Annotated in this window: 6 protein-coding genes and 2 pseudogenes; 7 read left to right on the top strand and 1 reads right to left on the bottom strand. The window is 65.1% G+C overall.

Annotated features, from left to right (window positions below; genetic code table 11):
- Positions 1-820, top strand: an 820-nt coding sequence (locus tag RHBS_RS21110) for a cytochrome c oxidase assembly protein (protein WP_145977559.1), incomplete at its 5' end; no start/stop codon positions are given.
- A gap of 12 nt (positions 821-832) precedes the next feature.
- Here RHBS_RS21110 and RHBS_RS21105 read toward each other — a convergent pair.
- Positions 833-1,258, bottom strand: coding sequence for a MarR family winged helix-turn-helix transcriptional regulator (locus RHBS_RS21105; protein WP_237669522.1), 426 nt, complete (start codon positions 1,256-1,258; stop codon positions 833-835).
- Positions 1,259-1,404: 146 nt separating this feature from the next.
- Between RHBS_RS21105 and RHBS_RS21100 the strand changes: the two genes are divergently transcribed.
- From RHBS_RS21100 to RHBS_RS21075, 6 genes and pseudogenes are all read left to right on the top strand, one after another.
- Positions 1,405-3,153: an ABC transporter ATP-binding protein gene (locus tag RHBS_RS21100; protein WP_121869440.1), complete on the top strand. Its 1,749-nt coding sequence runs from the start codon at positions 1,405-1,407 to the stop codon at positions 3,151-3,153.
- Positions 3,154-3,163: 10 nt separating this feature from the next.
- The gene (locus RHBS_RS21095; protein ID WP_237669520.1) at positions 3,164-3,814 is read left to right on the top strand and encodes a YigZ family protein; all 651 of its coding nucleotides are present in this window, start codon (positions 3,164-3,166) and stop codon (positions 3,812-3,814) included.
- A 165-nt stretch (positions 3,815-3,979) separates the two neighbouring features.
- Complete coding sequence (locus tag RHBS_RS21090) at positions 3,980-4,459, top strand: single-stranded DNA-binding protein (protein ID WP_121869442.1); 480 nt, start codon at positions 3,980-3,982, stop codon at positions 4,457-4,459.
- Positions 4,460-4,575: 116 nt separating this feature from the next.
- Positions 4,576-6,254 (top strand): annotated as a pseudogene (gene ettA / locus RHBS_RS21085) (energy-dependent translational throttle protein EttA).
- A gap of 1 nt (position 6,255) precedes the next feature.
- Positions 6,256-6,666 (top strand): thioesterase family protein, encoded by a 411-nt coding sequence (locus RHBS_RS21080; protein WP_128646377.1) that lies wholly within the window; start codon positions 6,256-6,258, stop codon positions 6,664-6,666.
- Positions 6,667-6,806: 140 nt separating this feature from the next.
- Positions 6,807-7,559 (top strand): annotated as a pseudogene (locus RHBS_RS21075) (NAD-glutamate dehydrogenase domain-containing protein); the annotation flags it as partial.

Genomic DNA, 7,559 nt, shown 5'->3' with positions numbered 1-7,559 from the left:
CGGCGACGCGTGGCCGGTGGGCCGCACCGTCGCCTGGGTCCTGGGCTGCCTGACGCTTCTGATCAGCACGTCCTCGGGAATCGGTCGCTACTCCACGGCCGTGTTCAGCGTGCACATGACCGGGCACATGATGCTCTCGATGCTCGCTCCCGTCCTCCTCGCGCTCGGTGGTGCGCTGACGCTGGCATTGCGGGTGCTGCCCGCGGCGGGGAAGGACGGCGTGCCCGGAATGCGCGAATGGCTGTTGATCGGACTGCACAGCCGAATCTCGCAGTTCCTGACCCATCCGCTCGTCGCCTCGCTGATCTTCGTCGGCGGCTTCTACGTGCTGTATCTCGGCGGCATCTTCGGAGCGGTACTGGACAGTCACGGCGCACACCTGCTGATGAACCTGCACTTCGTGCTCAGCGGCTACCTGTTCTACTGGACCGTCATCGGCGTCGATCCGTCTCCGCGCAAGATCGCTCCGGTCACCAAACTCGCCGTCGTATTCGGTTCGCTGCCGTTCCATGCCTTCTTCGGGGTGGCGCTGATGAGCATGAACACCGTGATGGGTGCGTGGTTCTACCGGACGCTCGGGCTGGACTGGAACTCCGACCTGCTCGGGGATCAGAAGCTCGGCGGCGGTATCGCCTGGGCCACCGGCGAGGTTCCGCTGGTGCTCGTCATGCTGGCGCTGCTGATCCAATGGTCCCGGAGCGACGATCGGGACGCCAGGCGTGGTGACCGGGCCGCCGAGCGCGATCACGATGCCGATCTGGCCGCGCACAATGCGATGTTCGCCGAGCTCGCTCGACGCGATCGGACCGGCGAGCAGTAGTCGGCCTCCGGGTCAGTCGGTCGCGGCGATCTTGTTCAACAGTCGGTTCAGCTCGACGCGTTCCGCCGGCTCGAGGCCGTCGAACATTTCCGAGGACACCTGACGGCGCGCGTCGTCGATTCTGTCCAGTAGCGCTCGGCCGGTGTCGGTCAGCTCCACCAGGACCGCTCGCCGATCGCTCGGATCCTGTTGCCGCGTCACCAGGTGCGCCGCCTCGAGCGAGTCGACGATGTCGGTGGCCGATCGAGCCACGATTCGCAGGTGCTCGGCCAGGTCGCGTAGTCGCACGGACTCGGGCTCGCGGGCCAACACGTGCAGGGCTCGGCTCTGCGAAGGATTGAGGCCGAACGGTTCCAATGCAGTCATGTGGCTGCGCCGGATCTGCCGCGCGACGGCCATGAACTGCTCGCTCAGGTTGGGCGAGTGTCCGGTTTCCATGCAAGGGATCATAGCGACGGTTGCCCGTTACCTCATAGTGAGGTAGCCTCTGCATATTGCTTCAGCTACCCCACACTTCAACTCCTCCGGAGGTCTACTTGGAAAGCCGACCCGAACGTTCTCTCCTCGCGTCCGACCCAGCACCCGTGCGCCGAGTCCTGGCTCTGTTCACGCCCTACCGACGCAAGATTGCAGTCGTCAGCGCGATCATCGTCGTCAGCGCGATCATCGCGCTCGCGTCCCCCTTGCTCCTTCGCGAACTCCTCGATCACGCGATACCCGACCGCGACGTCACACTCGTCAGCCTCATCGCACTCGGCATGATCGCAGTTGCAGTCGCCACCAACACTCTCGGCGTCGTACAGACCTGGATGTCCAACGGCGTCGGTCAACGACTCATGCACGATCTACGCGTCCAGGTCTACTCGCACCTGCAACGCCAATCCCTCGGATTCTTCGCGCGCACCCGCACCGGCGAGGTTCAATCACGCATCGCCAACGACATCGGCGGCATGCAATCGGTGGTCACCAACACCGCAACGTCCATCGCGCAGAACGCGACGACCGTTGCTGCGACGGTGGTCGCACTCTTCCTGCTCGACTGGAAGCTCGCCACCTTCTCGTTGATCATCCTGCCGGTCTTCGTCCGCGTCGCGCGCCGGATCGGCGACGAGCGGCGCAAGATCTCCACGAAACGACAGAAGTTGCTCAGCGAGCTGTCGGTGCAGATCGAGGAATCACTCTCGGTCAGCGGCATTCTGCTGGGCAAGACCACCGGTTCCGCCCAGGCACTGACCGACAAGTTCGCCGACCGATCCCACGAGGTCGCGGGCGTCGAACTCGCGGCGATGATGGCCGGGAAGTGGCGCATGGCCACGATTCAGATCAGCTTCGCCGTCATGCCTGCCCTGGTGTACTGGTTCGCCGGCATCACCATCGGGCAGGGGAGCGCACTGACGATCGGAACCCTTGTCGCGTTCACCGCTCTGCAGACCCAATTGTTCCGGCCCACCATGCAATTGCTCAACACCGGCGTCGAGGTGCAGGCCTCGCTCGCCCTGTTCGGTCGCGTGTTCGAGTACCTCGATCTGCCGATCGACGTGGCCGAGCCCACCCACCCGGTGACGCTGCCCCGAGAGGACGTCCGCGGAGACGTTGCGTTCCGCGCCGTGGATTTCACCTACACCGCAGCAACGGTCCCGACGCTGTGCGGCATCGACCTCGAGGTCCCGGCAGGCAGCACACTCGCTCTCGTCGGCGCAACCGGCTCCGGCAAGACGACGCTGGGCTATCTCGTTGCGCGGCTTCACGATCCGACGGCCGGATCGGTGACCATCGACGGAATCGACCTGCGGGAGCTTGCGTCGGACACCATCGCCGACCTGGTCGGCGTCGTCTCCCAGGAGACGTACCTCTTCCATGCCACCATCCGGGAGAACCTGCGATTCGCCAAACCCGACGCCACCGACGAGGAAATTTTCGTGGCCACCCGAACGGCGCAGATCCACGACTTCATCGACGGCCTCGACGACGGCTACGACACCATGGTCGGCGAACGCGGGTATCGCTTCTCTGGAGGGGAGAAGCAGCGCATCGCCATTGCGCGGACCGTGCTGCGCAACCCGCCGATCCTGGTGCTCGACGAAGCGACGAGTGCACTCGACAATCGCACCGAACGCGCAGTGCAAACCGCGCTCGACGGACTGATGGAAGGGCGAACGACCATCCTCATCGCGCATCGACTGTCCACGGTGCGCTCCGCCGACCGCATCGCAGTACTCGACCACGGCGTCGTTCGAGAGGTCGGAACCCACGAGTCCCTGCTGAAGAACGACGGCATGTACGCCCAATTGGTCCGAGCCGCAGACGATGTGGTGGACAGTGTGGCCGCATGAGAGTGATCGCGTGACCCTACTTCGTACCATCGCGAGCCGCGTCGAGTGCGAGACCGAGGTCAAGAAGTCAAGGTTCGTCGCCGTCGTCGATCGCGCGTCCACCGAAGCGGAGGCACGGGCCGTGATCGCCGCAGCTCGCAAGGCCGATCCTGCTGCGGGACATCATTGTTCGGCGTTCATCGTGGATTCCTCGGCAGGCGATCCGCTCGCCGACCCGATGCAGAGCATCGAGCGATCCAACGACGACGGTGAACCGAGCGGGACGGCAGGCACGCCCATGCTCGAGGTGCTGCGCGGGCACCACCTGACCAACGTCGTCGCGGTCGTCAGCAGATACTTCGGCGGAACCAAGCTGGGCACCGGAGGACTGGCCCGCGCCTACGGCGGGGCGGTGACCGAGGCGTTGTCCCAAGCGATGTTCCTGACCCGGGAGCGACGCGAGATCATGACTCTCGAATTCGACCACGCCGAGGTCGGTCGCGTGGAATCGGAACTACGCGGGCACGGAGTTCTGGTGCTCGGCACCTCGTACGGCGCGTCCGCGGTACTGACCGTCGCGGTTCCGGACGCCGATTCGACTGCGGCGCTTATCGCTTCGCTCACGGCGGGTCGCGTGGTCCCCGTGCTCGACGGCCACATGTACGCCGAAATTCCCGGCTAGCACACCTCCCCGACATCCTCGGGTCGCACGGGCCCCGATTCGGGCCGTTCATCCACAGGCCGGGCGGTTGTCCACATTTCGCCAACTCGTTCACCACGGACGTTCTCCGCGTAGCAGTGTCGATCTCGATCGCAATCACGCGACATCGATCGAGGGGAAGACATCATGTACGAAGCACAGTGCGCAGTTCTCGGGACGGTCATCACCAATCCCGTCAAGCGCTCCACACCCACCGGCGACGAGGTCCTCAGCTTCCGGATGGCCAGCAACGCCCGACGGCAGGACCGCAACACCGGCGAATGGACCGACGGCGGAACCCTCTACCTGACGGTCACCTGCTGGCGTCGCCTGGTTCGCGGCGTCGGGGCATCGCTGATGAAGGGCGACCCGATCATCGCCTACGGACAGCTACGCACCAACGAATACACCAACCGTGACGGAGTCGAACGCGCCGATCTCGAGATGCGGGCCAGTGCCGTCGGACCGGATCTCGCGCGCTGCAACGTCTCGATCCATCGGACGAAGGCGGTGGCGTCCGACGCTGCGACGGATGGCGATCCGGGAGCGACCGAACCTGTGGACGGGGATCAGGATCGCGATCACGACCGCATCGACGAGGACGTGCGCGAGTCCGTCCCGGCCTGACGGACTCCCGGCATCCGCCGTCCGCGCTGCATCGGAACCTGCGATCGAGTGTGGACGGCGGCTGCGCGCTCGGGCGGTGGTGCCGGAGACCCGCCCGCACCGATAAGCTGGGCATCATGGCTGAATTCATTTACACCATGAAGAAGGTGCGCAAGGCGCACGGCGACAAAGTCATCCTCGACGACGTGACGATGAGCTTCTATCCGGGAGCGAAGATCGGCGTCGTCGGCCCCAACGGCGCCGGTAAGTCCAGCATCCTCAAGATCATGGCGGGAATCGATCAGCCCGGAAACGGTGAGGCGTTCCTCGCTCCCGGTGCCTCGGTCGGCATCCTCATGCAGGAACCGGTCCTCGACGACACCAAGACCGTTCGCGAGAACGTCGAGGACGGTCTCGGCGAGACGATGGTCCAGCTCAAGCGGTACAACGAGATCGCCGAGCTGATGGCCACCGACTACTCCGACGAGCTGATGGAAGAGATGGGCGAGCTGCAGGAAAAGCTCGACCACGCCGATGCCTGGGAGATCGACTCCCAGCTCGAACAGGCCATGGACGCGCTGCGCTGCCCGCCGCCCGAGTCGCCGGTCACCAACCTCTCCGGTGGTGAGAAGCGCCGCGTGGCGCTGTGCAAGTTGCTGCTGAGCAAGCCGGACCTGCTGCTGCTCGACGAGCCGACCAACCACCTCGACGCCGAGAGTGTGCTGTGGCTCGAGCAGCACCTGGCCGCATACGCAGGCGCTATTCTCGCCGTCACTCACGATCGGTACTTCCTCGACCACGTCGCGCAGTGGATTGCCGAGGTCGACCGCGGACACCTGTACCCGTACGAGGGCAACTACTCGACGTACCTGGAGAAGAAGGCCGAGCGTCTCGAGGTCTCCGGCAAGAAGGACCAGAAGCTGCAGAAGCGCCTCAAGGACGAACTCGCCTGGGTTCGTTCCGGCGCCAAGGCGCGTCAGGCCAAGAGCAAGTCTCTCTGGCTCGCTACGACGAGATGGTGGCCGAGGCCGAGAAGACCAGGAAGCTCGACTTCGACGAGATCCAGATCCCCAACCCGCCGCGCCTCGGCGACGTCGTGGTGGAGGTCAAGAGCCTGGACAAGGGCTTCGACGGCCGCGTGCTGATCAAGGATCTCTCGTTCACGTTGCCCCGCAACGGCATCGTCGGCGTCATCGGCCCCAACGGCGTCGGTAAGACGACGCTGTTCAAGACCATCGTCGGCCTCGAGGAGCCGGACGGCGGCGAGGTCAAGATCGGGCAGACCGTCAAGCTCAGCTACGTCGACCAGAACCGTTCGGGCATCGACTCGAAGAAGACGGTGTGGGAAACGGTGTCCGACGGCCTCGACTTCATCACCGTCGGCAGCTCCGAGTTCCCGTCCCGGGCGTACATCAGCTCGTTCGGGTTCAAGGGCCACGATCAGCAGAAGCCTGCCGGAGTGCTCTCCGGTGGTGAGCGGAACCGTCTCAACTTGGCGATGACACTCAAGCAGGGCGGCAACCTGATCCTGCTCGACGAACCGACCAACGACCTCGACGTCGAAACGCTCGGATCTCTCGAGAACGCGCTCGAGGAATTCCCCGGTTGTGCCGTGGTCATCTCGCACGACCGGTGGTTCCTGGACCGCACATGCACGCACATCCTGGCGTGGGAAGGTGGCTTCGGGGACAACGAGGCCGCCTGGTACTGGTACGAGGGCAACTTCGAGGGCTACGAGGCCAACAAGGTCGAACGCCTCGGACCCGACGCGGCCCGTCCGCATCGCGTCACCCACCGAAAGCTGACCAGGGACTGACATGCCGGCAAAAACCTTCACCTGCACACTTCAGGTGCGGTGGGGTGATTCCGACCGTCTCGGCCACGTCAACAACACCCGCTTCGTCGAATACCTCCAGGAGGGCCGCGTTCAGTTCCTGAACGCGGTCTTCGGGGGGCCGGGCGTGCGTGGCGCAGCGGTGGTGCGCAAGTTGACCACCGATTTTCTGCATCCGATTCTCGACGACTCGGGTCCGCTGACGATCGAGCTGTGGATCACCCGTGTCGGGACCACCTCGTACGGCGTCCGGCACGTGGTGACCGACCGCGACGGAAAAGTCTGCGCGGATGCCGAGGCGTTGATGGTCGCCTTCGATCTCGATACCTCGTCGTCGCGTCCTCTGGACGAGCACGAGCGCGGTCTGCTCACCGAGTACCTGCACGTCGGATAGAGCCGCCGAGTAGATCGCCACGCGCTGGGTCCGCGAGGTCACTGCGGTAACGGGGTGTTCGACACTAAGGTCGAGTAGTCATCGACGGCCGGCGATCGGCGGGCGTCGGGAAAATCCTCACGAGGGAGTACTCGAACACCATGCCACGCTCGCTGGACCTGCCCGACAACGATTGGGCCGACGGGCTCGACGACCGACTCCTGGCCGAGCTGGCGACATTGCGTGCCGAGTACTTCGAGCACGTGGACACGATGGCTGTCGGAGCGTCCGCGCACACTCCCGACACCACGTCCTTTCATCGGCACGTCCGGTTGGCCGCGCAGCGGCGTCCCGAGACCGCGAACGTGGCGGTGCACAGTCCCAACGAGTCGAGTTCCGCCGCCCTTCAGGCGGCGGGCAGCTACCTGCAGATCGTCACCGACGACATGCCGCTCCTCGTCGAATCGGTCATCTCGCTGCTCTCCCGACTCGGCATCGAATACACCGACGTGGTTCATCCCATTCTGTCGGTCGACCGCGACGCCGACGGCGAGCTGACGGGTCTGACCGCAGACGGTCGACGCGAATCCTGGATTCACGTTCAGCTCCATCCCTCCACATCCGAGGACGCGGTCTCGCGCCTGCAGTCGGAGACGAGCCGGGTACTGGCCGACGTGCGTCAGGTGGTCGGCGACACCGATCGCATGCGCCGGGTGCAGGCGGAGGTCGCCGATCTCCTCGACGGTGCCGCTCAGCGGGCGGGTGACCCGGAATCCGACATCGCCGGCGAACATCGCGACGCGGCTGCCTTGCTGCGCTGGCTCGGCGACGGCCACTACACACTCCTCGGCTATCGCCGCTACCGGATCGACGGCGTCGACGGCGCACGCACGGCCACGGGCGACGAGTCGAGC

This window comes from Rhodococcus sp. BS-15 (assembly GCF_000813105.1).
GTDB lineage: Bacteria > Actinomycetota > Actinomycetes > Mycobacteriales > Mycobacteriaceae > Rhodococcoides.
This window is presented reverse-complemented; position numbering and strand designations above follow the sequence as displayed.

Bases quoted from the DNA above. Each gene is read 5' to 3' on its own strand.
- RHBS_RS21105 (WP_237669522.1), bottom strand. From the start codon at position 1,258: ATGGAAACCGGACACTCGCCCAACCTGAGCGAGCAGTTCATGGCCGTC.
- RHBS_RS21080 (WP_128646377.1), top strand. From the start codon at position 6,256: ATGCCGGCAAAAACCTTCACCTGCACACTTCAGGTGCGGTGGGGTGAT.
- RHBS_RS21090 (WP_121869442.1), top strand. From the start codon at position 3,980: ATGTACGAAGCACAGTGCGCAGTTCTCGGGACGGTCATCACCAATCCC.